At 34.8% G+C, this 25,815-nt stretch carries 25 protein-coding genes; 15 read left to right on the top strand and 10 right to left on the bottom strand.

From position 1 onward, the window contains the following. Positions 1–2: 2 nt before the first annotated feature. Together ACTCIM_RS03415 and alaC are read right to left on the bottom strand one after the other, a co-directional pair. Entirely contained in the window at positions 3–1,289 is a 1,287-nt protein-coding gene (locus ACTCIM_RS03415) for a homoserine dehydrogenase (protein WP_464278919.1), read from the bottom strand. Between the two features lie 3 nt (positions 1,290–1,292). Then, positions 1,293–2,465 carry an alanine transaminase gene (alaC, locus tag ACTCIM_RS03410; protein ID WP_464278918.1) on the bottom strand — a complete coding sequence of 391 codons (1,173 nt, stop codon included), beginning with the start codon at positions 2,463–2,465 and terminating at the stop codon, positions 1,293–1,295. A gap of 189 nt (positions 2,466–2,654) precedes the next feature. Between alaC and ACTCIM_RS03405 the strand changes: the two genes are divergently transcribed. Genes ACTCIM_RS03405 through ACTCIM_RS03395 form a run of 3 tightly spaced genes read left to right on the top strand, consistent with a single transcriptional unit; the run spans position 2,655 to position 4,746 of the window. Next, positions 2,655–3,662 (top strand): NAD-dependent epimerase, encoded by a 1,008-nt coding sequence (locus ACTCIM_RS03405; RefSeq protein WP_464278917.1) that lies wholly within the window; start codon positions 2,655–2,657, stop codon positions 3,660–3,662. A gap of 14 nt (positions 3,663–3,676) precedes the next feature. Further along, the gene (locus ACTCIM_RS03400; protein WP_464278916.1) at positions 3,677–3,964 is read left to right on the top strand and encodes a GAK system XXXCH domain-containing protein; all 288 of its coding nucleotides are present in this window, start codon (positions 3,677–3,679) and stop codon (positions 3,962–3,964) included. A 17-nt stretch (positions 3,965–3,981) separates the two neighbouring features. After that, positions 3,982–4,746, top strand: a complete 765-nt coding sequence (locus ACTCIM_RS03395) for a ParA family protein (RefSeq protein WP_464278915.1) — start codon at positions 3,982–3,984, stop codon at positions 4,744–4,746. 1 nt (position 4,747) lies between these two features. On the opposite strand, the gene ACTCIM_RS03390 is transcribed toward ACTCIM_RS03395, so the two are convergent. Then, a complete protein-coding gene (locus ACTCIM_RS03390) occupies positions 4,748–5,188 on the bottom strand; it encodes a hypothetical protein (RefSeq protein ID WP_464278914.1) in 441 nt (146 codons plus the stop codon). Between the two features lie 46 nt (positions 5,189–5,234). Here ACTCIM_RS03390 and ACTCIM_RS03385 point away from each other — a divergent pair, with 46 nt between their 5' ends. Both ACTCIM_RS03385 and rfaE1 read left to right on the top strand, forming a co-directional pair. After that, a complete protein-coding gene (locus ACTCIM_RS03385) occupies positions 5,235–6,086 on the top strand; it encodes a ParB/RepB/Spo0J family partition protein (RefSeq protein WP_464278913.1) in 852 nt (283 codons plus the stop codon). An 11-nt stretch (positions 6,087–6,097) separates the two neighbouring features. After that, positions 6,098–7,087, top strand: a complete 990-nt coding sequence (gene rfaE1, locus ACTCIM_RS03380) for a D-glycero-beta-D-manno-heptose-7-phosphate kinase (RefSeq protein ID WP_472313863.1) — start codon at positions 6,098–6,100, stop codon at positions 7,085–7,087. On the opposite strand, the gene ACTCIM_RS03375 is transcribed toward rfaE1, so the two are convergent. Then, positions 7,068–7,628 (bottom strand): type I restriction enzyme HsdR N-terminal domain-containing protein, encoded by a 561-nt coding sequence (locus ACTCIM_RS03375; protein WP_029967666.1) that lies wholly within the window; start codon positions 7,626–7,628, stop codon positions 7,068–7,070. The genes rfaE1 and ACTCIM_RS03375 overlap by 20 nt on opposite strands. A 3-nt stretch (positions 7,629–7,631) precedes the next feature. Further along, a complete protein-coding gene (locus ACTCIM_RS03370; RefSeq protein WP_464278910.1) occupies positions 7,632–7,856 on the bottom strand; it encodes a FeoA family protein in 225 nt (74 codons plus the stop codon). A 143-nt stretch (positions 7,857–7,999) separates the two neighbouring features. On the opposite strand from ACTCIM_RS03370, the gene carB reads away from it, so the two are divergent. The 8 genes from carB to ACTCIM_RS03330 are packed head-to-tail and all read left to right on the top strand — an operon-like array spanning position 8,000 to position 18,367. Further along, entirely contained in the window at positions 8,000–11,221 is a 3,222-nt protein-coding gene (gene carB, locus ACTCIM_RS03365; RefSeq protein WP_472313861.1) for a carbamoyl-phosphate synthase large subunit, read from the top strand. A gap of 1 nt (position 11,222) precedes the next feature. After that, a complete protein-coding gene (gene purF / locus ACTCIM_RS03360) occupies positions 11,223–12,605 on the top strand; it encodes an amidophosphoribosyltransferase (protein ID WP_472313859.1) in 1,383 nt (460 codons plus the stop codon). 1 nt (position 12,606) lies between these two features. After that, on the top strand, positions 12,607–13,581 hold the full coding sequence (locus ACTCIM_RS03355; RefSeq protein WP_472313857.1) for a KpsF/GutQ family sugar-phosphate isomerase: 975 nt from the start codon (positions 12,607–12,609) through the stop codon (positions 13,579–13,581). Beyond that, the gene (locus ACTCIM_RS03350; protein WP_029967677.1) at positions 13,582–14,076 is read left to right on the top strand and encodes a YkgJ family cysteine cluster protein; all 495 of its coding nucleotides are present in this window, start codon (positions 13,582–13,584) and stop codon (positions 14,074–14,076) included. 4 nt (positions 14,077–14,080) lie between these two features. After that, positions 14,081–16,414: a penicillin-binding protein 1A gene (locus ACTCIM_RS03345; protein WP_472313855.1), complete on the top strand. Its 2,334-nt coding sequence runs from the start codon at positions 14,081–14,083 to the stop codon at positions 16,412–16,414. A 1-nt stretch (position 16,415) separates the two neighbouring features. Next, positions 16,416–17,360 carry a hypothetical protein gene (locus tag ACTCIM_RS03340; RefSeq protein WP_472313853.1) on the top strand — a complete coding sequence of 315 codons (945 nt, stop codon included), beginning with the start codon at positions 16,416–16,418 and terminating at the stop codon, positions 17,358–17,360. A gap of 16 nt (positions 17,361–17,376) precedes the next feature. Further along, a complete protein-coding gene (locus tag ACTCIM_RS03335; protein WP_029967686.1) occupies positions 17,377–17,580 on the top strand; it encodes a Trm112 family protein in 204 nt (67 codons plus the stop codon). Next, entirely contained in the window at positions 17,555–18,367 is an 813-nt protein-coding gene (locus ACTCIM_RS03330) for a TatD family hydrolase (RefSeq protein ID WP_472313851.1), read from the top strand. Before ACTCIM_RS03335 ends, ACTCIM_RS03330 begins: the two co-directional genes overlap by 26 nt. Here the strand turns inward: ACTCIM_RS03330 and ACTCIM_RS03325 are convergent. From ACTCIM_RS03325 to ACTCIM_RS03305, 5 genes are read right to left on the bottom strand one after another with little or no spacing between them, the layout of a single operon-like run. Beyond that, positions 18,357–18,758: a hypothetical protein gene (locus ACTCIM_RS03325; protein ID WP_464278901.1), complete on the bottom strand. Its 402-nt coding sequence runs from the start codon at positions 18,756–18,758 to the stop codon at positions 18,357–18,359. The two genes, ACTCIM_RS03330 and ACTCIM_RS03325, sit on opposite strands and share 11 nt — an antisense overlap. Positions 18,759–18,761: 3 nt before the next feature. Continuing rightward, positions 18,762–18,989, bottom strand: coding sequence for a DUF4911 domain-containing protein (locus tag ACTCIM_RS03320; RefSeq protein ID WP_029967696.1), 228 nt, complete (start codon positions 18,987–18,989; stop codon positions 18,762–18,764). Next, a complete protein-coding gene (locus ACTCIM_RS03315; protein WP_472313849.1) occupies positions 18,986–20,038 on the bottom strand; it encodes a M24 family metallopeptidase in 1,053 nt (350 codons plus the stop codon). The genes ACTCIM_RS03320 and ACTCIM_RS03315 overlap by 4 nt, the downstream gene beginning before the upstream one ends. Then, the gene (gene larE, locus ACTCIM_RS03310; protein WP_472313847.1) at positions 20,035–20,883 is read right to left on the bottom strand and encodes an ATP-dependent sacrificial sulfur transferase LarE; all 849 of its coding nucleotides are present in this window, start codon (positions 20,881–20,883) and stop codon (positions 20,035–20,037) included. The genes ACTCIM_RS03315 and larE overlap by 4 nt, the downstream gene beginning before the upstream one ends. Continuing rightward, positions 20,823–21,986: a homocysteine biosynthesis protein gene (locus ACTCIM_RS03305; RefSeq protein ID WP_029967702.1), complete on the bottom strand. Its 1,164-nt coding sequence runs from the start codon at positions 21,984–21,986 to the stop codon at positions 20,823–20,825. Before ACTCIM_RS03305 ends, larE begins: the two co-directional genes overlap by 61 nt. A gap of 300 nt (positions 21,987–22,286) precedes the next feature. Here ACTCIM_RS03305 and dnaN point away from each other — a divergent pair, with 300 nt between their 5' ends. Together dnaN and gyrB are read left to right on the top strand one after the other, a co-directional pair. Beyond that, positions 22,287–23,429 carry a DNA polymerase III subunit beta gene (gene dnaN, locus ACTCIM_RS03300; protein ID WP_029967704.1) on the top strand — a complete coding sequence of 381 codons (1,143 nt, stop codon included), beginning with the start codon at positions 22,287–22,289 and terminating at the stop codon, positions 23,427–23,429. A gap of 9 nt (positions 23,430–23,438) precedes the next feature. Then, entirely contained in the window at positions 23,439–25,811 is a 2,373-nt protein-coding gene (gyrB, locus tag ACTCIM_RS03295; RefSeq protein WP_029967706.1) for a DNA topoisomerase (ATP-hydrolyzing) subunit B, read from the top strand. Positions 25,812–25,815: the final 4 nt, after the last annotated feature.

The following is a 25,815-nucleotide window of genomic DNA, read 5'->3' as shown; positions in this document are numbered from 1 at the left end:
TTTTAAGGTAAAATAGGGTAGTGCACAGTGGGATTGACGATAAAGTCAAATTTATCAATTTCTTTTATGGCCTTTTTTACATCTTTAAGCCTTGCTCTGTGGGTCAAAAAGACCACAGGCACAGCTCTCTCTGAAGGGGAAGCCTTTTGAATGGCCTGGGCAATACTGATGTTGTATTCACCCAAAACTCCAGCCAGAGCAGCTAAAACTCCGGGTTTATCCAATACAGAAAAACGAAAATAATGCTCACTGACCACAGATAAGGGTTCTAAAATTTTTGCAGGCTCAAAAGGCGATTCAATAAAACCAGTATTATTGACCTGCTTATTGTTCTTCACCAGAGAAATAATATCTGCCAACACTGCACTACCTGTGGGTAAATCTCCTGCACCCTGTCCATAAAGCATAATAGGGCCTACGGCATTCCCATTTAAAAGAATGGCATTATAAGGCCCATCCACTTTGGCCAGAATGTGGTTTTTAGGCAAAAGGGCCGGAAACACACCTGCCTGTAAATAACCTGACTTTTCTTTTACTTGGGCAATGAGTTTAAAGACATACCCCAGTTCCTGGGCAAAGGAAATGTCTTTTAAACTAAGGTCTGTTATGCCTTCTACCCGTAATTTTTCAAAGGGATATACAACCCCGTGGGCCAAAAAAATTAAAATTGCCAGTTTATGCGCAGCATCTATTCCTTCTATATCCAGGGTAGGATCAGCTTCAGCATAGCCACGCTTTTGCGCTTCAGCCAGGGCAGTGGAAAAGTCCCATTCCTTTTGACTCATCTGGGTCAAGATGTAATTGGCTGTGCCATTTAAAATCCCAGTAATAGAAGTAATTCTATTGCCAGCCAAACTCTCCTTTAAAGTTTCCACAATGGGAATTCCGCCACCCACACTGGCCTCAAAATAAAGCCCAACTCCCTTTTCCTCAGCCAAAGACAAAAGCTCTTTTCCCCTGGTAGCCAAAAGGGCTTTATTGGCTGTGACCACAGAAATTCCCTTTTCTAAGGCCTTTTTAATCAATTCATAGGCTAAACTGGTTCCTCCAATAAGCTCTACCAAAATATCAGGATTACCTTCCAGCAATTCAGCAGGGTTGGTGGTAAAAGTAGTGGTGGGGTGGGGCACAAAGGGCCTTGGTTTGCTTATATCCCTGACCAAAACCTTTTCTATAATTAAAACTGCACCTGTGCGTTTTTTAATCCATTCCTCGTTTTCCCTTATAATTTTGGCCAACCCTGTACCTACAGTGCCAAAACCAGCTAAAGCGATTCTAACTTTTTTCACCCCTTATCCTCCCAGGACCTTTTTAATCCCTCTTATAGCCTGATTAATACGGTGCCTGTTTTCCACCAGAGCAAAACGCACGTGATCATCACCATAAGAACCAAATCCCAGTCCAGGAGCTACAGCCACTTTAGCCTCTTTTAACAAGAGCTTGGAAAACTCCACTGACCCCATGGAACGAAACTCTTCAGGAATCTTGGCCCAAACAAACATAGTGGCCTTAGGCTTGGGTACTTCCCAGCCAATACGGTTTAATCCGTCCACCAGGGCATCTCGCCTTTCTTTATAGATATTATTGATTTCACATACACACTTTTGGGGACCATTTAAGGCGATAATGGAAGCAATCTGAATGGGTTGAAAAATACCATAATCCAGATAACTCTTAATCCTGGTCAGTGCATGTACCATCTGGGGATTGCCCACACAAAACCCCACTCGCCAACCAGCCATGGAATAACTTTTGGACATGGAAAAGAATTCCACGCCCACGTCCTTGGCCCCTTTGGCCTGTAAAAAGCTGGGTGCCTTGTACTCATCAAAACAAAGATCCGCATAGGCCAGGTCGTGAATCACATACATTTTATGCTCTTTGGCAAAATCTACAATTTTTTGAAAAAAATCCACATCTACAACAGCAGTAGTGGGATTATGAGGATAACAAATAATTAAGAGTTTGGGTTGAGGCCAGGTTTGCCTAGTAGCAGTAAGTAAATCAGCAAAAAAATCCCTATCCAGATCAATAGGGATTCTTCTTACATCAGCTCCGGCAATAATGGCAGAATAGGGATGGATAGGGTAGGTGGGATCTGGAGCAAAAACCACTTCTCCTGGGCTAAGCATGGCCAGGGCCAGATGAGCAAGCCCTTCCTTTGCACCCATGGTAACCACTGCCTCACTTTCTGGATCCAGCTCCACCTCATAACGCCTTTTATACCAGTCACAAATGGCCTTACGTAAATTGGGAATTCCCCGTGAAGCAGAATAGCGGTGATTTATGCCTTTTTGAGCTGCTTCAACCAGTTTATCTACTATATGCTTAGGAGTGGGGATATCAGGATTGCCCATCCCCAAATCCACAATATCCTCTCCTTGTCTGCGCATCTGCATTTTCAGTTCATTCACCACAGCAAAAACATAAGGGGGTAACCTATGCATTCTTGGAAATTGTTCCATCTTGTCCTCCAAAATTAAAAAAATGTTCTATAGAATTTACAGAAGTTACCTAAACAATGTCAAATTATTTGAATAAATTATTTTAGACAAAAGGCTTATTTTTTTCTTTAAACTACTTTATTGCTAAAAAGAAAAATTTTCCTTAACTAAATAAAGCCTTGAGCAAAAGATATATAAAAAGGAGAAAGCATGAAGGTTTTGATTACAGGGGTAGCTGGCTTTATCGGTTATCATCTAGCGCAACGCTTTTTAAAAGAAGGATTTTCAGTAATTGGATTGGACAACTTAAACGACTATTACTCTGTGCAACTAAAAAAAGACCGCCTGGCTCAAATTAAGTCAGACAACTTTAAATTCTACCAGGTAGACCTGGCAGATGATCAGGCTTTAACTGAACTTTTTAAAGCTGAAAAACCAGATTACGTCATCAACATGGCTGCCCAGGCAGGAGTCCGCTATAGCTTAATCAATCCCAAAGCTTATGTGGACAGCAATATTGTGGGCTTTGTAAATCTACTGGAGTGCTGCCGCCATTTTCAGGTCAAACATCTTATTTTTGCTTCTTCCAGTTCAGTCTATGGACTCAACACCAAAATGCCCTTTTCCATTCACCATAATGTGGACCACCCCATAAGCCTTTACGCAGCATCTAAAAAAGCCAATGAACTCATGGCTCACACTTATGCCTACCTTTACAATCTTCCCTGCACAGGGCTGCGCTTTTTTACTGTATATGGTCCCTGGGGAAGACCAGATATGGCCCTTTTTCTCTTTACCGAAGCCATCTTAAAAGATGAGCCCATCAAAGTATTTAACCACGGTCAAATGGAAAGGGATTTCACCTACATAGACGACATTGTAGAAGGAGTATTTAGGCTTACCAATCACCTGCCCAAACCCAATCCCCACTGGAATGGCGACAATCCAGACCCAGGCACAAGCCCAGCTCCTTATAAAGTGTATAACATTGGCAACAACAACCCGGTAAAACTTTTGGACTTTATTAAAGCCATAGAAAAGGCCCTGGGCAAAGAAGCAAAAAAAGAATTCCTCCCCCTTCAACCAGGAGACGTGCCCAAGACCTATGCGGACATTGACGACCTGGTTCAAGATGTGGGATTTTCTCCTTCCACCCCCATTGAAACTGGAATTACCCACTTTATTGACTGGTACAAAAAATACTACAAACTAAACTAAAAGGAGTCTTTTCTATGGATTTAAAAGAATATAAGAAAAAATTGTCTCAAGCTTTTTTTGAACTAAAAAAGAGCACTAGACAAGGAGAACTACCCCCCTTGCCAAAGGTGGAAAATTTCTATAACCTTGCTCAAAAACTTACCCACTTTGCCAGTGAAGACTGGTTAGAAGAAGCAGAGGATTTTGTCATCTTGGCCAAACAATTAAAACAAGCAGTACAAAAGGGAAATCCTAGAGAAACCTTAATGTTGATTAATTCCCTGTCTGAAGCTAGGAGTTACTGTCATAAAACTTTTAAATAAATGTTCCACGTGAAACAATGAGTAAAAAAATCGCCATTGCCAATCAAAAGGGTGGAGTAGGAAAAACAACAACTGCAATCAACCTGGCAGCATCCTTGGCTGTAATGGAAAGAAAGGTTCTGGTAGTGGATTGCGATCCTCAAGCCAATGCTAGCAGTGGTTTGGGGATCGAACCCAATGAAAACCCAAATAACCTTTATACCCTTTGTAGCGAACAAATAAGCCTGGAAGAGGCCGTTTTACCTACAGATTTTCCTTTTCTTTCTCTCTTAGCAGGACATCCTAACCTGGTAGGGTTAGAAATAGAACTGTTGGATTTTGAGAAAAGAGAGTATTACTTAAGCAATCTATTAAAACCCTTAGAAGAAGAGTTTGAATACATCTTCTTTGATTGCCCTCCTTCTCTGGGATTGCTTACCTTAAACGCCCTGGCTGGAAGTGAGTATCTTATTATCCCCATTCAATGTGAATATTTTGCCCTGGAGGGCATTGCCCACCTTTTACGCACCTATGAGAAAGTAAAAAAAGGTATCAATCCACGCTTAGAAATTCTAGGGGTTTTGAGAACCATGTATGACAAAAGGATTAATCTTTCTCAGCAAGTTAGCGAGGAATTGGAAAAATTTTTTGGCCCCAAAGTTTTTCAAACTATAATTCCCAGAAATGTGCGCCTCTCAGAGGCTCCCAGTCATGGGAAACCAGCCTTAGCTTATGATATTCGTTCACTAGGAAGTATTGCTTATTTAAATTTGGCAAAAGAGGTAGAAAAGAGGCTAGTTTAAACTAACCTCTTTTAACAAATGGTTTTACTTCATAAGTAATATGATCTTTAAAGTGTCTTTTAAGTACTCTAGCTTTGCAGTGCAGACATTGAAAGGCCACCAAGCCGCCTAAATTAGCTGCTTTTAAAATAAACTTGCGCGGCGAATCCACCGTCCAATCTTCTGTTTCCTGCCCACAGTGCTTACACAAAACTTTTTTTTCTACTGGATAACGAAAATCCCAAAAAGCCAAAAATTTTTCCCAATCCTCCATGGGCTCTAAAACTTCTTCCACTTCAAAAGTATTTTCCTGTAAACTTTTTTCACCCTTTAACTGAAGAAGAGCTTCTTCTAATATAGGGTTGATCTTGGAACCAATTTCCTGCCAAAGCCTGGCCGAGAGAAAAACTCCCACTAAATTACCTGTTTCATCGTAAAAACCTTGAATATCTTTTTTAATCATATTATCAGCCTCCAAAGATAGATTTTATTTAATAAAGGATAAACCAATGAACAAAAAAAGAGGTCTTGGTAAAGGATTGGATGCCCTTTTAGGAGATTGGCAAGAACAAAGCAAGGGAATAGATATAACCTTCCTGGACATCAGTTTAATCACAGCCAATCCCAATCAACCCAGAGAAAATTTTGATCCTGAATCCCTTAAAAACCTGGCTCAATCTATCAAGAGCGAAGGGGTTCTGCAACCTATTCTCGTTCGCCCCAAAGATAATCACTATCAAATAGTAGCTGGAGAAAGACGCTGGCGAGCGGCTAAATTGGCTGGTTTAGAAAAAATACCTGCCATTATCAGGGAGATATCAGACCAGGAAACCCTTTTTCTGGCTCTTATAGAAAACATCCACCGAGAAGATTTAAATGCTTTAGAACAAGCCAAGGCTCTAAAGGCCTTAAAGGAAGAGTTTAATTTATCTCAGGAGGAACTGGCTCAAAAGGTAAATTTAAGCAGAAGCCAGGTGGCCAATTTACTAAGACTTTTAAATTTACCTCCAGAGGTCCAACAACTCATTGAAGATGGCAGCTTAAGTGGCGGCCATGGAAAAGCCCTGGCCAGTCTTAAAGACCCTCAAGAGATAATAAAGTTAGCCAGGGAAATAATCGAAAATAATTTAAGTGTGCGCGAAGTAGAACAAAAAACGCAAAAAGCCAAAAAAGCAAAATCAACATCTTTAACAGTAGATAAACATTTAAGTAAAATAATGGAAGAATGTTTACGCAACAAACTACACTTAAAGAGTAAAGTAAAAGGCAATAAGGAAAAAGGGAAAATCATTTTAGAATACAACAACCAAGAAGAATTTTCCTCTCTTTTAAAATTCTTAAATATCTCTTTGGACATTTAAAAGGAAATATTATGGTTAAAATTAAAACTCTGTTAGGCTATTTAAATAAATTACAAAATTGTTCCTTGCCTATCATAGGCGATATAATGTTAGATCAATATAGCTTTGGAGAAGTAGAAAGGATTTCTCCAGAAGCACCTGTTCCTGTAGTGCACATAAAAGAGGATAAATATCTTTTAGGAGGGGCAGGGAATGTTGCACGCAACTTAAAACACCTGGGAGCCAATCCCATTCTTTTTAGTGTGATAGGTAAAGATAAAGCTGGAGAGAAAATTAAAGAAATTTTAGCTGCAGAAAAAATAGAGGCTTATTTGGTAGAAAGTGATAAGCGTCCCACAACTATAAAAACCAGAATTATGGCTCAAAACCAGCAAATGTTGCGTATTGATAGAGAGGAAAGCCACCACTTAGATACAACAGAGAGAAAAAAATTACTGGATTTTTTAGATAAAAAAATAAATTCCAACTACTTACTGCTCTCAGACTATGGAAAAGGATGTATTTGTCCTTCTCTTTTAAAAAAACTTACAAATTTTTCCTTAATTGTAGACCCAAAAGAAAAAAACTATCCTTTTTATCGAGATTTTTACCTTTTAACTCCCAATAAAAAAGAAGCTGAGCAAGCAACAGGTCTACGCATAGAAGACGAAAAAAGTCTTATTCAAAACGGGCTAAAGCTTAAGGAAAAATTTCGCTTAAAAAACCTGGTAATTACTTTAGGTCCCAAAGGTATGGCTGTTTTTCCTGAAAGTGGAGAAATTTTTCTTCTTCCCACTTTTGCTCAAAAGGTCTTTGATGTGACTGGAGCTGGAGATACAGTAATTGCCACTATTACCCTGGGGCTTGCCAGTGGTTTAGACCTTTTGACAGCAGCCCTGATTGCCAATTTTGCTGCCGGCATAGTAGTAGCAGAAATAGGCACAGCCACAGCCAGCAAGGAAAAGCTGGCTCAACACATAGAAAAATTAGGAGAGATTAATTTTACTCAGATTTATCCTTAAGCTGACAAGCCCTGGAACAACAGCTATCACTTAAGGCAAAATAGGCATGAGCCACACAGCTTTCTTTTTCTCTTTGTACTGCTTCCAGGTTGGGAAGAGGAGCTTTTTGAACCAGAACCTTTAATTCTTCATAAGTGGGAATGGCAAAATATCCCTTCTCCAAAACCTTTTTATCTTTGGCCTGCACCAGATAGGCTTCTTTGGTGTCTGTAACCAAAACCAGGGGAATAGGCGGAGTAAACAGCCTGGCTGCAGCTACATATTGCCTGACAAAAGAGGCAACTTCTCCTGCACAAAAGGCAAGTAAAAGCATGGGCTGATTTTCTTCATTAAAAACTACAAAATCCAGAACTATATCATAGGAGCAGTCTTTTAACTGGATTTTTAATTTGACTTTGGGTTTAATCTGTTTTTTCGGATAACCTTTTTCCTCTACTAAAATTTTGGCCAAAGACTGTCGCAAATCTTCGTAGGTGGTTAATTCTATTTCTTTACCTGTTAAATAATCAGTAATTACTTGATTTAAGCTTATTTCATGCATTTTTTAATCCGTGGGTATACCTAAAATTTTATCTGCCACTCCCTGGCCCAAGACCAAAACTGAGTCTTTGACTTTTACTTGCAGAGGGCAGTTTTGATTAATTTCCAATTTAACTCCAGGAAAAATACCTAGGGCACACATTCTTCCCCGTAGTTTACAGCCACCACAAAAGGAAACAACTTTTACTTTGCTGCCAATGGGAAATTGAGATAGGGGTTTGGGACTCATTGTACCTTCTTTTAAAAAATTTGGACTAACTAATTTTCATTTAAAGTTAGAGATTGACCCTGTCAAGTTATCTCACTATGAAAACCAAGGTTATGGAACTCTTTTATCCTGTAAAAACTTAAAAAGTCAAATTAGGGGAGACGATGCCAAAAAGGACAGACTTAAAAAAAATCCTGGTCATTGGTTCAGGGCCTATTGTTATTGGGCAGGCCTGTGAATTTGATTATTCTGGGACTCAAGCCATCAAAGCCTTAAAAGAAGAAGGCTATGAAGTGGTTTTAATAAACTCCAATCCCGCTACCATTATGACTGACCCAGCATTAGCAGATGCCACTTACATAGAGCCCATTGTTCCAGAAATAATAGCCAAGATAATTGCCCAAGAAAAACCTGATGCCCTATTACCCACCTTAGGAGGGCAAACAGCTTTAAATGTATCTGTGGCTTTAGCTGAAGAAGGTATTTTAGAAAAATACAATGTAGAGCTAATCGGTGCTTCACTTGAGGCCATTAAAAAAGCAGAAAGTAGAGAAGAATTTAAGGCGGCTATGGCCAAAATTGGTCTAAAAGTTCCCAAAAGTGGTATTGCCCGCTCTTTAGAAGATGTCATCAGACTGGCCGAAGAAATTCCCTTTCCCATTATTGTTAGACCTGCTTTTACTCTAGGTGGTACAGGAGGAGGCATTGCCTACAATCTAGAAGAATTAAAACACATAGCATCGCAGGGCCTTAAGGCCAGCCTTAAACAAGAGGTAATGCTGGAAGAATCTGTATTGCACTGGAAAGAATTTGAATTGGAAGTAATGCGAGATAAAAAGGACAACTGTGTAATCATTTGTTCCATAGAAAACCTTGATCCCATGGGAGTACACACAGGAGATTCCATTACCGTAGCTCCGGCGCAAACCTTAAGCGATAAAGAATACCAAAAAATGCGTGATGCTGCCTTTGCCATCATGCGGGAAATAGGAGTGGAAACAGGGGGCTCCAATGTTCAATTTGCCATCAACCCTCAAAATGGGGAGATGGTAGTTATTGAAATGAACCCCAGAGTTTCCAGGTCTTCTGCTCTTGCTTCCAAAGCCACAGGCTTTCCCATAGCCAAAATAGCAGCCAAATTAGCCGTAGGCTATACTCTGGATGAAATTCCCAATGACATTACCAAGGAAACTGTGGCCTCCTTTGAACCTACCATTGACTACTGTGTGGTCAAAATCCCTCGTTTTACCTTTGAAAAATTCCCTGGTTCCAAAGACGAACTCAATACAGCTATGAAAAGTGTGGGTGAGACCATGGCCATTGGCCGTACTTTTAAAGAGGCCTTGCAAAAAGGTTTTCGCTCCCTGGAAATAGGATTGGCTGGATTTGAAGACATAGAAACACCTCCAGACATAGAAGAATTAAAAAGCCTCATTCGTAATCCCAACTCCAAACGCCTGCTCTATTTAAAGCAGGCTCTAAAAGTCATTTCTCAAGAGGAAATCTATCAACTTACAGGCATTGATCCCTGGTTTTTAGATCAAATTCAAGAACTTATTGACCTGGAAGAAAAATTAAAAACTCTTTCCTGGGAAGAGTTTAAAGCCAACAAAGAGCTTTTTCAGCAAGCCAAGGCTTTTGGATTTTCGGATAAGCAACTGGGAAAAATTTTCAACTTGCCAGAAAAAGAAGTACGCCTTGCCCGTCAAAAACAAGAACTCAAACCAACCTATTATCTAGTAGACACCTGTGCAGCAGAGTTTGAAGCCTATACCCCCTATTTTTATTCCACTTATGAGCCAGGAAAAGAGGTTGCACCTCTAAAGGAAAAAAAAGTGGTCATTTTAGGTGGTGGGCCCAATCGCATTGGACAGGGTATAGAATTTGACTATTGTTGCGTACATGCTGCCTTTGCCCTGCAGGAAATGGGTGTTAAAGCCATTATGGTTAATTCCAATCCAGAAACAGTAAGTACAGACTACGATACTTCTGATAGGCTCTACTTTGAACCTTTAACCTTTGAAGATGTTTTAAATATTATTGAGTTTGAACAACCAGATGGGGTGATTGTCCAGTTTGGTGGCCAGACTCCCTTAAATCTAGCTCTTTCTCTTTTAGAAGCAGGCGTACCTATCTTGGGAACTTCTCCTTTAAGTATAGACCAGGCAGAAGACAGAGAATTATTTAAACAACTCTTAAACAAACTCAAGCTAAAACAACCAGCCAATGCCACAGCCTTTTCCAAGGAAGAAGCTTTAAAAATAGCTGAAAAAATAGGTTATCCAGTGGTGGTGCGGCCATCCTATGTTTTAGGCGGAAGGGCTATGGAAATCGTTTATGACAGTGAAGATCTGGAAAATTATTTTCAGCAGGCCATCTGGGCCTCGCCTGATCATCCCATTTTAATAGATAAATTTTTGGAAAATGCCATTGAAATAGACGTGGACGCCTTAAGTGATGGAGAGGATACCTACATAGGTGGCATAATGGAACACATTGAAGAAGCAGGCGTACATTCTGGAGATTCTGCTTGTGTTTTACCTCCTCACACCCTATCTCCTGAGCTCATTGCTGAAATAGAAAGGCAAACCAAACTTCTAAGCCAGGAATTAAAAGTAGTGGGATTGATGAATATCCAGTTTGCTGTAAAGGATAAGGAAGTCTTTATTCTGGAGGTAAACCCCAGAGCTTCCAGAACTGTACCTTTTGTAAGTAAGGCAACAGGTATCCCCCTAGCCAAGTTAGCCACAAAAGTTATGTGGGGGAAAAAATTAAAAGACCTGCTTCCCCAAAGACCGGGTAAACCCAACTATTTTGCAGTCAAAGAAGCAGTATTGCCTTTTAACCGCTTTCCAGGAGTGGATGTGATTTTAGGTCCTGAAATGCGCTCTACAGGGGAAGTAATGGGCATAGATGCCAATGTAGGTCTGGCTTATCTCAAAAGTCAGTTGGCAGCTGGTCAAAATCTACCTTTAAAGGGCAATGTCTTTATTTCTGTCAATGATAGAGATAAACCTTTGGCCATATTACCTGCCAGAATTTTTCAGGAACTGGGCTTTAAAATAATTGCCACCAGAGGAACAGGAAGATTTTTGCAAGAAGCAGGAATACCTGTAGAAATTGTCAACAAAGTTTATGAAGGTAGGCCCAATGCCATTGATTACATAAAAAATGGTCAAATAGACCTACTTATAAACACCTCTTCTGGCAAAAAAACCGTACAGGATTCTTCTTCCCTGAGACAAACAGCTCTGCTTTATGGCATACCTTATACTACTACTATTTCTGCAGCCAAGGCTATGGCCCTGGCCATAAAAGAAAGGTTAAATGCTGATTTGCAAATTAAAAGCTTACAAGAATATTACAAACAAAGAGGAATAAACTAAAATGAAAAAAGAAGCTTGTGGACTTTTTGCCATTTATGGTCATCCAGAAGCCGCCAGAATGACCTATTTTGGCCTTTATGCCTTGCAACATCGAGGGCAGGAAAGCGCAGGTATAGTCAGCTTTGATGGACAAAAAATGTTTGAACACAAAGGTATGGGCCTGGTTCCAGACGTTTTTAAAGAAGAAAATTTGCGACAATTACCTGGGGATATTGCTCTGGGACATGTACGTTATTCCACCACTGGCTCTTCGCAAATTCGTAATGCCCAGCCTTTTATGGTTCATTTTAAAGACTTAAATATTGCCATTGGCCACAATGGTAATCTCATCAATACCTGGGAGCTGAGACAAGAACTGGAAAATGAAGGAGTCATTTTCCAGACTACCATGGACAGTGAAGTTATTGTCCATCTTTTAGCCAAGTACTTAAATGGGAGCACCATAGAAGAAGCCCTGATCAAGACCCTGGCCAAAATTCAAGGGGCTTATAGTTTAATTATCCTCATAAATAATAAACTAATTGGTTTAAGGGATCCTTTAGGCTTTCGTCCCCTTTCCATTGGTAAAGTGGGCTCTTCCTATGTTTTGGCCTCAGAAACCTGCGCCTTTGACCTCCTGGAAGCAGAATACCTGCGCTGTGTAAAACCAGGGGAAATGGTTATTATTGAAGAAGACCGCTTAAATAGTATCTTTTTTGCTGAACCTCAAAAACAATCTTCCTGTATTTTTGAACTCATTTATTTTGCCCGACCAGATTCCATTGTCTTTGAAGAAGAAGTCTATCTGGCCAGAAAAAAAATGGGAACTATTCTGGCCCAGGAAGCTCCCATTGAAGCAGACTTTGTAATGCCCTTTCCAGATTCTGGAGTTTATGCAGCCATTGGTTATGCCCAGGCCTCAGGCTTACCCTTTGAAATGGCCATGATTCGTAATCACTATGTGGGCAGGACCTTTATCCAGCCCTCTCAAGATATGCGTGACTTTGGAGTGCGAGTAAAGCTAAATCCTGTGGCTAAAATGATAAAAAACAAGCGCATCATAATCATTGAAGACTCCATCGTTAGGGGCACTACTATTAGAACCAGGGTAAAAAAACTACGAGAACTGGGAGCTAGAGAAATTCACATGCGGGTAAGCTGTCCACCCATCCGCTATCCTTGTTTCTTTGGTATTGACTTTTCTTCCAAAGGAGAACTAATTGCCAGCAAGCAAAGCGTAAATGATATAGCTAGATTTATTGGCCTGGATAGCTTGCACTATTTAAGCCTGGAAGGCCTAAAGAAATCTGTTTCCTGGAAAAATAACTTCTGTCTGGCCTGTTTTAATGAAGAATATCCCTTAAAACCCAGTGAAAAGTGCGGAAAATTTTGTGTAGAGTGGTAAAATGAATAAATGGCTGCAATTAGCACAAGAAGTCTTTGAGATTGAAATACAAGGTTTGGAGCAGGTCAAAAAGGACCTGGATCACAACTTTGACCTGGCCATAGAAATCTTAGCCAAGTGCAAAGGGAGAGTAGTTATTACAGGTATTGGTAAATCAGGTTTGGTGGGTAGAAAAATAGCTGCTACTTTAAGCAGTACTGGTACTCCTGCCTTTTTTCTTCATCCAGTAGAAGGAGCCCATGGCGATCTGGGAATGCTCCAAAAAGAAGATGTTGTTTTGGCCATTTCCAACAGTGGAGAAACAGACGAACTCAATGCCATCATTCCCTCTCTTCGCCAATTGGGCCTAAGAATTATTAGCCTCACCTCCAATCCTAATTCCACCTTGGGCAAATTAAGCGACCTGGTGCTTAAAGTAAAAGTGCCAAGGGAGGCCTGCCCCTTAAACCTCGCTCCCACTGCAAGTACCACTGCAACTTTGGTCCTGGGTGATGCTTTAGCCGTTTGTTTAATCAAAAAAAAGGAATTCAAAGAAGAAGATTTTAAACTCTATCACCCTGGAGGCTTTCTGGGGAAAAGACTTTCAGAACCCATCCGTTCCCTTATGCACAGCAACATACCTCTAGTTTTTAACACAGAAAGCCTAAAAAAAGCCTTAGAAGTAATGAATAAAACCAACTTAGGAATAGTAATTATAAGGGATGAGAAAAATATTCTACAGGGTGTATTTACTGATGGAGATTTAAGAAGACTAGCTTGTAAAGAAAATATAGATTATAATAAATCTATTTCAGAAGTAATGACCAAAAATCCAAAATATATTCAAGAAAGCGAAAAATCTGCAAAAGCTCTGGACTTAATGGAAGAAAAACAAATAACAGTTTTACCAGTAGTAAATAATGATAAGGAAAAAAAATTAGTAGGTATAATTCACCTTCACGACCTTTTAGGTAAAGGTAAATTAAAATTTAGTTAAATGGAAGAATATATTTGTAAAAAATGTTCACAACTATATCCAACCTGCTGCACTTTGAACGATGAACAAAATATTATTTTTCCTTTAAGTAATTTAGAAATAGAACAAATTAAAAAGGAAACTAAAGAGGAGTTCTTTTTTTTAGAAAAAGTAACTACTGAATTTTTAAATAATTTAAAAAAAATTTTTCCTGAGGATAAAAAAATTTTTTCTTTTTTTAAAGAAAAAAAATCATATTTTAGATTAAATATAGTAAATAAAAAATGTATTTTTTTAACTTCAAAAGGATGCTCTTTAAAAGTAAAAAATCGCCCTTTCTTTTGCAGGATATACCCCTTTTGGGTTATAAACAGAAAAATTGTATTTTTTAAGGATAATAATTGTTTCGCTCAGAAGAAAAGCAACCAAGTTAAAGAACTATTAAAAATATTTGATTATGAACCAGAATATATTTTTCAGCTATATGGAAACTATAAAAATAATTTAATTGGATAAAAAAATGAAAAAAATAAAAATATTAATTATAATTCTAGTCATACTCATTTTGATGGGATTGGGAGGTTTAGTAGGAATTTACTTTTGGGCTCAAAGAGATTTACCCAATTTTAAAAAAATAACAGACTATAATCCACCCCTGGTTACAACTGTATATACTAAAAATGGAAATATTCTTGGTTATTTTTATAAAGAAAAAAGATTTTTAGTATCTTTAAAAGAAATATCTCCCTGGGTTATAAAATCCTTTCTAGCAGCTGAAGATTCTAATTTTTATGAACATGAAGGAATAGATTTGCTGGGAATTATTAGAGCAGCAATAAAAAACCTACAGGCAGGAACCATAGTCCAGGGAGGAAGTACTATAACTCAACAAATAATAAAATCCCTGCTTCTAACTCCAGAAAGGAGTTATAAAAGAAAATTAAAAGAAATAATTTTAGCTTATAGATTGGAAAAATATTTAAATAAAAATGAGATTCTTACTATTTACTTAAACCAAATCTATTTAGGGCATGGAGCTTATGGCATTGAAGCAGCTGCCAGAACCTATTTTGGTAAACACGCCAAAGAGCTCAACCTGGCAGAAGCAGCCCTTATTGCAGGTTTACCCAAGGCACCCTCTAAATATAATCCTTATAATAACTTTGAAGCAGCTAAAAAAAGGCAACACTATGTTCTGGGAAGACTTCTGGAATTAAAGTGGATTTCACCTCAAGAATATAAGGAAGCCTTAAATTATCCTCTTATTCTCAAGTCTTCTGGAGATCCTTCCTGGCAACAGGGGGCCTATTACCTAGAAGAAGTTAGAAGGTGGCTCATAAATAAGTTTGGAGAAGATAAAGTTTATAAGGGTGGATTGGTAGTTCAAACCTGTGCAGATTTAGAACATTTAAATGCAGCAGAAAATTCCCTGAAAAAAGGTCTAATTGCCTCTACCAAAAGAAGAGGATTTAGAGGTCCTCTTAAAACTCTAACTCCTCTGGAATACGAAAATTTTCTTCAAACTCAAGTCTTACAGCCAGAATTGTTCCTTCCCAATAGTTCAGAATGGATTGAGGTTTTAGTAACCAAAGTGGAGCCTCAAGGAGCCTGGGTTAGATTTGGAAAGTATAAAGGTTTTATCCCTGTAAAATACATGTCCTGGGCCAGGACTCCAGATCCCAAAAAGGCACCTGAAGATGTACCCAAAGTCAAAGACGCCACTCAGGTATTAAAACCTGGAGACGTGGTTTTAGCCAGTTTTAAAGGTAAAGAAAAAGATTACTGGCTACTTGCTTTAGAACAAGAACCAGAAGTAGAAGGGGCCCTTTTTTCTGTAGATCCCAGAAGCGGGGAAGTGCTGGCTTTGGTAGGAGGATATAGTTTTAATCGTTCTCAATTTAATCGAGCCACTCAAGCCAAAAGACAACCTGGTTCAGCCTTTAAGCCTATTGTTTACTCTGTTGCTATGGACAATGGCTTTACTCCTGCTTCCATTGTCTTAGATGCACCAATCGTTTATGAAGATACTAACACCAACTCTACCTGGAAACCAGAAAACTTTGAAGGAATCTTTTATGGACCTACTTTACTTAGAACTGCTTTAGTTAATTCCAGAAATTTAGTTACCATTAGAATAGCTCAACAATTAGGTATTAAAAAAATTATTGAGCGAGCCAAGGTCTTAGGAATAGAAGAAGAGTTTCCTCAAGACCTTTCTATTAGTCTGGGGTCTGTACCAGTAACCCTGACCGAACTTTGTAGAGCTTATACTGCCTTTGCCAGACTTGGAACTTATATAGACCCCTACTTGGTAAAAGAAGTTAAAACTTCCTGGGGAGAAGTTTTATATGAACATCAACCCCTTATAAAAGAAGCTTTAAGTCCAGATACCGCTTATATTATCACCTACTTACTGCAAGAGGTGGTAAAAAGCGGCACAGGTTTTCGGGCAAAGGTCTTGAAAAGACCTGTTGCTGGTAAAACAGGAACCACCAATAATGAACAAGATGCCTGGTTCATAGGGTTTTCTCCCTATTTACTTACAGGGGTTTATGTTGGATTTGACCAATTAAGGCCCATGGGAAAATACGAGACTGGTTCTAGAGCTGCTTCTCCCATTTGGGTAAATTATCGTTTAGCTGTTGAAAATAACTATCCAGTTCAAGATTTTCCCAAACCAAGCAATATTGTAATGTTAAAAATAGATGGAAAAACAGGGAAGTTGGCTGGACCCAAAAGTGATCCTGTTTATATCCTTCCTTTTAAAAAGGGAACCGAACCAAAAGAAATCAGCTCCACTAATACACCAAGTGAAAGCACTTCAAAGGAAAACATCTTAAAAAATATATTTTAATATGTTAAAATTTATAAAAAAAATACTTAAAGACAGTATACTTACCTGGTACGAATTACTAAAAATAATGATTCCTGTAATCATTGTAGTAAAGATAGTAGTTTCTCTGGATTTAATAAAGTATATAGCTCAAGCATTAAAACCTATAATGAGTCTGGTAGGTTTACCAGGAAGTATGGGTATAGTTTGGGCAACCTGTATAATAAACAACATATATGCTGGTTTAGTCATCCTGCCTTCCCTTACTGAAACTCAAAGCTTGACTGTAGCCCAAATAACAATCCTGGCCACAATGATTTTAATAGCTCATTCTTTTCCTGTGGAATTAAAAATAGTTCAAAAATCAGGACCTAAACTTTTTTTTCAATTTTTGTGTCGTTTTTTAGGAGCCTTAGTTTTGGGGATAATTTTAAATCAAATATACACAAAATTTAATCTTTTGAATTATAAGGGAGAATTCTTATTAAATCTCTCTCATGAACCAGCTGATTTATCAAACTGGTTAATTTATCAAATTAAAAATTTAATTTACATTTATTTTATAATTCTCTTTCTAATTTTAACTATTAAGATTCTGGAAAAAACAAAAATAATTTCCTTATTAAATAAATTGTTAGAACCAATTATAAAAATTTTAGACTTAGGAACCAAGGCAATACCTTTAACTATTATTGGTTTAACTATGGGTATATCTTATGGAGGAGCTTTGCTCATTCAGGAAAGTAAAAAGGGTATTATTCCCAAAGAAGATATTTTTAAATCCTTAACTCTTATGGGACTATCCCATAGTATAATAGAAGATACTTTACTTATGCTTTTAATTGGAGCTCATGTTTCTGGAATTCTTGTAGCAAGATTTTTATTTTCCTTTTTAGTTGTAGCTATTCTGGCTAAAAGTTTAAAGTATCTTTCTTTTAATTTTAAACAAAAATATTTATATATATAAAAAATAGGAGGCTTAAATGTCTTTAGATAAAGAACTTCTGGAAATTTTAGCCTGCCCAAAGTGTAAAGGTGATTTAACTTTAACTCAAGAAGAAGATGGACTTATTTGTGCTAAATGTAAAAAAGTCTATCCAATCAAAGAAGAAATACCTGTTTTACTTATAGAAGAAGCATTGGATTTAGAGAGCTATTTAAATGGGAAAAAAGAAGAAGAAAACTAAAATTTATCCAGAAATTTTAAGTTTACCCAGAGTAGGAATAGATACTCATGCTCACTTAAGTATGAGCAAACTTGAAGAATTGCCTTCTATAATTGAGCGGGCCTTATTTTGTGGAATAAGCAAAATAGGAAATGTATTTTTATCCTCTACAGAATATTATCAATATAGAGATTTTTTTTCTAACTATCCTATTTTTTTTATTTTAGGTATTCATCCCCATGATGCCTCTAAAGTAAATAATCAAGAGATAGAAAATATTAAAAAAATTATTTTAGAAGATAGAAATGTAAAAGCCTTAGGTGAAGTAGGTCTGGATTATTACTATAATTTTTCTTCACCACAAGAACAAAAAAAAATTCTAGAAGTACAATTAAGTATAGCCAAAGATTTAGATATACCTGTGGTTATTCACTCTAGAGATGCTAAAGAAGATACCTTTTCCATTTTAAAAAATTTTAACCTTTCCAGAGTGTTATTTCATTGTTTTAGTTATGGAAAAGAAGAAGCAAAAAAAGTTTTAGAACAAGGGTGGTTACTTTCTTATTCAGGTGCTTTAACTTTTACCAAAAATATAAGCTTACAGGAAGTAGCTAAATATGTTCCTTTAGAAAGTGTTGTTTTAGAAACAGATAGCCCTTATCTCACTCCCATGCCTTATAGAGGAAAAACCAACCAGCCAGCTTATATGCTCTTTACTGCCTATGCCTTAAGTAAAATAATTAAGAAAGATGTTCTAAGCGTATGGGAACAAACAGCTAAAAATTCTAGACTTTTTTTTAATTTATAAAAATTAATTGTTTAATATCTTTAGATTTTATTTTTAAATTTCCCCAACCAGTACGACCAAAAAAAACTATATCTTTTTTCATTGTAAAGTCAGAAACCTCACCATTAGTAAACTTTATTTTTATTTTTAGTTTTTTATCTTGATTAAAAAATAAAATTTTTTCTATTTTCTTAAAATCAATGCTAACTTCTGTTTTTCCAATTTCTGCTGGTAAATAAGTCAATCCATTTACAGAAAAATTATCTGCTATTATTTCATTTTCTTCAGTATCTATAATTTTAACTTTAAAAAATCTATCTGGAGAAGGTATTCTTGTAACTACATTATCAGTTGTTCCCATAGCGTATAAAAATAGAGATAATAAAAAAATTAATAAGTATTTATAACGCATAACTCACTCCTCTTTTAAGTATAAAATTTTAAGTTCAATTTCTTTTTGTATAGCTTCTAAAACTTTTAAAACTTTATTTTTATATTCTTTAGAAAAGTTAAGTTCAATAACTGCCTTATATTTATCTATAACTGTTAAATAAGCCAAATTATCCCAGGCTTCAATCAAAAATTTAAAATAAGCAATATCTCTCCTGGGTAAGAGCAGGTAAGCTCTAGAAGAAAAACTCATATTATTTCTACGCCTTCTTTTGTAACCAGGACCATATATTCCCAGCGAACTCCACCCCACTCAGGATAATATAAACCCGGCTCAACTGTAACCACCATATTTTCTTCAAACTTATTCTCATTTGCAGGACTCAAACTAGGTATTTCATGGGTATCCAGACCTATTCCGTGCCCTAAGGCATGGGTAAAATATTCACCTACCCCTTTAGCTTGAAAATACTCTTTTACTAACCAATAAGCATCTTTTATTATTTTTCCTGCTTGAATAAAATTAATAGCTTTTTCCTGAGCTCTTTTCACCAGCTCTAAAGTGGTTAAAAAATATTCTGGAGGATTTTCTCCAAACCAAAAAGTCCTGGTTTGATCTGAACAATAATCTAAGTACCTACAACCTATATCTATTAGTACCACAGTTTCTTTTTTTAATTTCTTTTCTGAAGGCCTGGCATGAGGTAAGGCAGAATTTTTACCAAAAGCCACAATAGGTTCAAAAGAAGTTCCTTGAGCTCCTTTTTCCCTAAAAAACTTTTCAATAAACCAGGCTAACTCTTTTTCTGTGATTCCTTCTTTTAGATAAGAAGGAATTATTTCAAAAACTTCATAAACCAATTTATTTGCTTTTCTTATTTTTTCTATTTCTTCTTTATTTTTAATTTTTCTGATATTTTCAATTATTCCTTTAAAAGAAAAAAGATTTAAATCTTTTAAATTCTCCCAAAAAATATAAGGAAAAAAATCATATTCAAAACCAATATTGTTTAAATTTAATTCTTTAATTTTTTGCTTAATAAAATAAAATTTATTTTCTTTATAAATAAAAATATCATCAGCATAATGTTTTTTAGCTTCTTCTAAATATCTAGAATCTGTAAATAAAAATACCTTATCTCTAGTAATCAACAAAAAACCGGCACTTTCATTATATTGAACATCTTTTAATTCAAATCCAGATAAATAATATCTATTACTAGGATTTAAAACTAAAAAAGCATCAATATTATTTTTAGAAATAAACTCTTTAACTTTTAAACACCTTTCTTTAAAAATCATAATTTTATACCTCTTAATTTATCCCAATATCCACTTATCTGAGAAGAAAATATAAAATTTACATTTTTAAATTTAAAAAATTCTTCTATCTTTACTTTTAAAAAAAAATAAAATTTAATAACTTTGTTATATTCAGTAAAAGATATTTGTACTACAATTTTATCTACTAAAAACCTTATCCTAAAATCAAATATTTTTAAAATTAAAAATATATTTTCTATTTTTCTAATTTTATCAATTAAATAAAAATAAATAAAATAATTATAATCAAACCTAGTAAAAAGACAAGATCTAGACTTTAAATTTAAAAAAGATAAGCCATACTTACGACAAATATCTATAATATCTTTTTTTTCAATACCGCAATCAAGATAAGGACTTATAATTTCTAATTCTTTTATAGCTTTTATACCAGGCCTATATTCTTTCAAATCGGTACAGTTTGTACCTTCAATCAATAAAGAAAACTCTTTTTTTATTTTATTAAAAATATTTTTTTTACAAAAATAACATCTATCTTTCTTATTAAGTCTTATACTATCTTCACTCAAAGAATTTATATATATAAGTTTATTCTTAATATTATTTTTTTTACACCATTTTTTAATAAAAAAATATTCTTCTTCTGTAAATCCAAAATTAAAAAAAGTAATTGTTTCAAAATTAAGGTTTAGACTTAAACATAAATAAACTAAAAGACCACTATCAACTCCTCCTGAAAAACATACAGTAATTTTACCTTTTTTATTTAACTCTTTTAAATAATTTTTAAGTCTATTTTCTTTTAATAAGATGGAATCTGTTCTTGAGATTCGGTTAATAAAAACTCTCCTTTTTCTATCCACTCTTTTAATTTATTAGCTATTTCTAAGGACAAAGAATAACTAGTAAGAGGAACAGTAGGAATTTTTTTACCCTCTAACTCTATTTCTCCAGCAAGGAGTTCAGCATAGTTAACATACTTTAAAGCCTTGGCCTTTCCTTGACCATAATCTTCACCGTAATCTATTACTGGCATTAAAATATCTTCTGCCCTTACTCCAGTAAACCAGGCCATTTCTTCATCTAAAATGGGAATGGGAATTCCTACTCCCACACTTAAGGAACAACCATAACCAATCAAGCTCACTCCCCTGAGATAACGAGCCTGCATTTGCTTTAAGTCTCCTTTTAACATCAAGGTGGCAGCTGGCACTAAAGGAAGACCCCTTTCATTTCGAGGAGGAGAAGGATTATGCTGAGTTCCATAGCCAATAACATAGCCTATACCTCCTCCCAGGAAAATTTTCGTACCTGTTCCTATTGTGCGTAAATAAGGATCATTGAAAAGAGGGCTCAAAGGACCAGAAGTGGCAAAATTGGCATTTCCCAAGTTAGGCCTTAAGGGTCCCATGTAGGTATATTTAATTTTGGAACTTAGATTAACTGCACAGTTATAATTCTGGTAACAATTCCTTGGATTTAACAAAATGGCATTCCTAAGTTCTCCTAAGGTTATATCCTTTTCTAAAAATTTACGAGGATAGCAGTCTGTACCATAAGCCAGGGCTCGAAGATGAACAGATTTTCCCCGAACCAAGTCTTCAATAACATGTCCTCCTCCATACTTAAATTGTCCAGGAAAAACCTTATTTAAAGGATCGTCCTCAGCTGGTTCTGTAGCTCCTAAATAAGCATCTACAGCTGCCAATCCAGCATAGGCTGGAACTCCATTTAACCAAACCTTTGAAGCTTTAATTAAAGGAGGATATTGACCAAAATTAAAGAGAAGACCAGAGGAACACATGGGAGAAAAGGTACCTGTAGTTACCACATCCACTTCTCTGGCCGCCTTTTCTTTTCCTACCTTTTTAACCAAATCAGCCATTTCTAAGGCATTTAAAACAACTGCCTTTCCCTTTTTAATTTTTTCATTTATCTCATTTAAGCTCTTTTTAAATGTTCCCATTTTAACCCTCTTTTTTATTAAAAAAATCAACGAGTTATACCCTGAGAAAGATTTGCCTTAAACTAAAAATTGAGTTATTATAGCTTATCTTAGTCCAGGGTCTAAGCTTAGTCAACAAAGGACTAAGGAACAAGATATCCCGTTTAAAGGATACTTAAGAACAAAAAAAAACGTCCAAATTAAATGTTCTTAAAAAAGAACATTTAGGAAAAATGATTTTTTATAACTTTTTCAGTAATATTAAACAGTTATAAGATTTAATAACATATGTACACTTTTAATAACTAAAAGGAGAAAAAAATGAATATTATTTTTAAGAAAGAAGAAGTTTTAAGTGGTGTACAAAAAATAGCTTCTATTTTACCTCAAAAAACCGGAGCTGCTTTTCTTAGAACTATCTGGATTAAAAGTAAGGAAAACCAGGTTCAGTTTTTAGCTACAGATTCCAATATAGAAATAACCTGTACTTATCCCTGCGAAACCAGAGAAGAAGGATTAATTGGAGTACAAGGAAAAATCTTTTCTGATTTATTAAAAAAATTAAATCCAGGAAATATTACTTTAAGTTTGCAAGGACAAAAGGTACTTATAACTCAAGGACAAAATAAATATTCTATTCCTGTTGTAGAATCATCCTGGTTTCAAGAATTTTATAAATTTCCAGAGGAAAATAAAAAAATATGGTCAGGAGATATTATAAAAGAAGCTATAGATAAAGTTTATTTCTGTATATCTGACGATGAATCTTTAGAAAGTATGACATGTATGAGTATAAAAAAAGGAAAAGAAGTTGGAGACATAGAATTTTGTGGGTTAAATGGACCTAAAATGGCTCTTTTTAAACTAATAAACGAAGATATATATAATATATTACCCGATGAAGGTATTTTAATTAATAAAAAAATTGTCAATGAATTGAAAAAGATACTTAATGAAGAAGATATAGAGATTAATATAAATGAAGGAAGGCTATTTATTAGAACTATAGATAAACAAGAAATGTATACTTTTCCTTTGAGTTCTTATAATTTTCCAAATTATCACGACTTTTTAGATAAATATAAAAACTCAATGAATTCATCTTTAACTATAAATAAACAAGATTTAATTTATTCTTTAGATAGATTAATACTTTTTAATACTAATACAAAATCGACAATATTTAAATTATCTCCCAGTAATATAACTTTAAGTGCTTATGGTTCTGATATTGGTGAAGCCCAGGAAATTTTAAGTTGTGAATTTAGTGGAGATTTAGATTCCATAGTTTTAATGACTAAAGATATAATAGAAATTTTAGATCATTTTATTTCCGAAAATATAACTTTTAGATTTTCAGGAAAATTAGAGCCTTTCAAAATAGAAGGAGAAGAAGATCCAAATTATGTCATTTTTGCTATGCCAGTAGAAATAGAAGAAGAAACATATTATACAGAGGAGTAATTTTATAATATGAGTAATAACTATACAGCTGAAAGTATAAAAGTTTTAGAAGGTCTAAGTGCTGTACGGAAAAGACCTGCCATGTATATTGGCAGTACTGACTATAGAGGTTTGCATCACTTAGTTTATGAAGTAGTAGATAATAGTATAGATGAATCTATGGCAGGTTTTTGTGATACTATTAAAGTAAAAATTAATTTAGATAACAGTATAACAGTTATAGATAATGGTAGAGGTATTCCTACTGATATTCATCCCAAGGAAAAAAGACCTGCCGTTGAAGTTGTTATGACTGTATTACATGCTGGTGGAAAATTTGATAATTCTGTCTATAAAGTATCTGGAGGTCTTCATGGAGTTGGAGTTTCTGTTGTAAATGCCTTATCTGAATTTTTAGAAGTTACTATTAGAAGAAATGGTAAAAAGTATTTTCAAAGATATGAAAAAGGGATTCCTGTAACTTCTTTACAGGAAATTGGAACTACGGAAAAAACAGGAACTACTATTAAATTCAGACCTGATGAAGAAATATTTGAAAATATTACTTTTGATTACTCCATTTTAGCCAAAAGATTTGAAGAATTAGCTTATTTAAATAGTGGTATTTTAATAGAACTAAGTGATGAAAGAACTGGTAATAGTGATAAGTTTAAATTCGAAGGTGGTATAAAATCTTTTGTCGAAAAATTAAATAGTGGAAGTAATGGATTACATCCTATTTTTTATTTAAATAAAGATATTGATAAAATTCAAATAGAGTTTGCTTTTCAATATACAAATAATTATTCTGAAAAAATAATTTCTTTTGCTAATAATATAAGAACAATAGAAGGTGGTACTCATTTAGTAGGTTTTAGAACAGCTTTAACCAGAGCTATAAATAATTATATAAATAATAACGAATTACCTAAAAAATTAAAAGTTAAGATTTCTGGAGATGATGTTAAAGAAGGTTTAACAGCTATTATTAGTGTTAAACTTCCAAATCCTCAGTTTGAAGGACAAACTAAAACAAAATTAGGTAATAGCGAAGTTCAAGGTGTAGTTGCTAGTGTTGTGTATGAAGCAATTAGTACTTTTTTAGTAGAAAATCCTAAAGAAGCTAAAAATATAATAGAAAAAATCGTAGATTCAGCCAGAGCTAGAGAAGCAGCCAAAAAGGCCAGAGAACTGGTGAGAAGAAAAAGTGCTCTTTCTGATAATTCTCTTCCAGGTAAATTGGCAGATTGTCAGAGTAAATCACCAGAAGAAAGTGAAATTTTTATTGTTGAGGGTGATTCTGCTGGTGGTTCAGCTAAACAAGGGAGAAATCCTAAATTTCAGGCCATTTTACCTTTGAGAGGAAAAATTTTAAATGTAGAAAAAACTAGATTGGATAAGATGTTGGAAAATAAAGAAATTCGTGCCTTAATTACAGCTTTAGGTTTGAATGTGGAAGAAGGAAGTGTAGATAAAATTCGCTATCATAAAATAATTATCATGACTGATGCTGATGTTGATGGGGCTCATATTAGAACTCTTTTACTTACTTTTTTTTATAGAAAATTTAAAGAAGTTATAGATAAAGGGTATTTATATATAGCCCAACCTCCTTTATATAGAATTTCTGAAAGAAAAGAAGAATATTATTTTGTTGATGATAATGAATTAAATAGATTTTTAATTAATAGAATTTTAGATAAAATTAGTATCATTTCACTAAATAATAGTAAAGAAAATGTTGTTGAGGATAAAAAGAATTTTATAGATAATTTGAATAGGCTTAAGTTTAATTTAGATGAAATTAAAAGAATAGGTTTTGATTATAATCTTATTTTTGGTCTGTTAAAATATAAAGAGAAGATAACTATAGAAAATTTTGATTCCATTTATGAAAGTTTAAAAGAATATTTATATGATTTAGGATATAATTTAAACCAAGAATTAATAGAATATGAGGATGAAGATTTGAAAAGATATATATATATAGATAGTAATGATGTTAATATAAAATTTGGTGTAGAGTTTTTTAATTCTAGATTATATAAAAAATCTTATGAAATATTAGATTACTTTAAAAGTATATCTCCAGAATTAGAGTTTAAGGTTATTTTTAATGATCAAGAAATAGAATCTGGAGACCTGATTTTTATTTTTGATAAAATACATGAATTTTCTAGAAAAGGTATTAATATTCAGCGCTATAAAGGTTTGGGTGAAATGAATCCAGAACAACTTTGGGATACAACTATGAATCCTGAAAAAAGAAATTTATATCAGGTAAGAGTAGAAGATGCTGAAGAAGCAGATGAGTTGTTTTTTAATTTAATGGGTGAAAAGGTAGAACCAAGAAAAGAATTTATTCAGAAAAATGCTTTATTAGTTAAAGAATTAGATATTTAGGAGA

The organism is Desulfonauticus sp., assembly GCF_055126295.1.
Note: the sequence above shows the minus strand (reverse complement) of the source record. Positions and strands in the feature narration are given on the sequence as shown.